Source organism: Streptomyces niphimycinicus, assembly GCF_018883605.1.
GTDB lineage: Bacteria > Actinomycetota > Actinomycetes > Streptomycetales > Streptomycetaceae > Streptomyces > Streptomyces niphimycinicus.
This window is the reverse complement of record NZ_JAHLEM010001276.1, coordinates 1-992: the sequence shown is the minus strand read 5'-3', so window position 1 is coordinate 992 and position 992 is coordinate 1. Positions and strand designations below refer to the sequence as shown.

Below are 992 nucleotides of genomic sequence, written 5' to 3'. Positions count from 1 at the left end.
GGGGTGGCCGGCCCACCAGGCGTAGTGCCCGGCGACGGCGTGGGCGCGTCCGGCGTCCGCGTCGGCGTAGCCCTCCTCCGCGAGCTGGTCGGTGACGCGCGCGGCCAGCCGGTGGTGCGCCCCGGCCGCGGTGACGAGGCCGCAGCCGAGCAGCTCGCCGAGGGCCGCGTCCGCGTGGGTGTCCGCGGACAGCGCGCGCAGATGCACCTGGTGCGGGCATTCGCCGCCGAGCGCGACCGCGAACCGCAGGGCGTCGTGGGCCGCCTCGCTCAGCCGTCCGGCGAGCAGCGCGGCGGGGGACGCCGCCTCGGCGATCGAGGGCAGCGGGACGTCCTGTCCCCCGCCCGCCTCCCGCGCGGCGGGGTCGTCGCGCAGGGCGTCGCGCTGCCGCAGCAGCGCGCCCGCCTGGACGAAGCGCAGCGGCAGCCCCTCGGACTCGAACCACAGGTCCGCCGCCCAGCTCGCCTCGTCCTCCGCCAGGGGCCGTCGTGCGGCCCGCGCCAGCAGCTCCAGACCGGCCGTACGGCTGAGCCCGGAGAGGAAGACCTCTTCGAGGTGGGAGTCGGCGGACGGCGCCGGGACATCGGGGGTGGCGGAGATCAGGAACGCGCATTCGGGGGTCGCGTCGAGGAACTCGTCCAGCGCGGCGCCGCCGAAGTCGATGTCGTCGAGGACGACGACCGCGCCGACCCCCTGGACCGCCTCCAGCAGCTCCGCGCGCTCGGGGCGGTACAGCGGGGCGTCGAAGACGGCGGCATAGAGGTCGTGGAGGAGGTCGGCGGGGGTGCGGTGGTAGCCGGAGAGGCGTACGACACCGTCGGGCGCGAGCCGCTCGCAGTCGGCGGCGACGGCCTCCAGCAGGGTGCTGCGGCCCGAGCCGGAGGGCCCGGTGACCCGCACCGAGCGGCCGCGGGCGAGCAGCCGGGCGAGCCGCTCCCGCTCCTCGTCGCGCTCCAGCATCGGCAGGTCGGGCAGGACGGTGCCGGAGGGAC

Annotated in this window: 1 pseudogene; it reads right to left on the bottom strand. The window is 77.6% G+C overall.

The annotated features are described in order from the left end of the window. Nucleotides 1–992 (bottom strand): annotated as a pseudogene (locus KN815_RS49325) (ATP-binding protein); the annotation flags it as partial.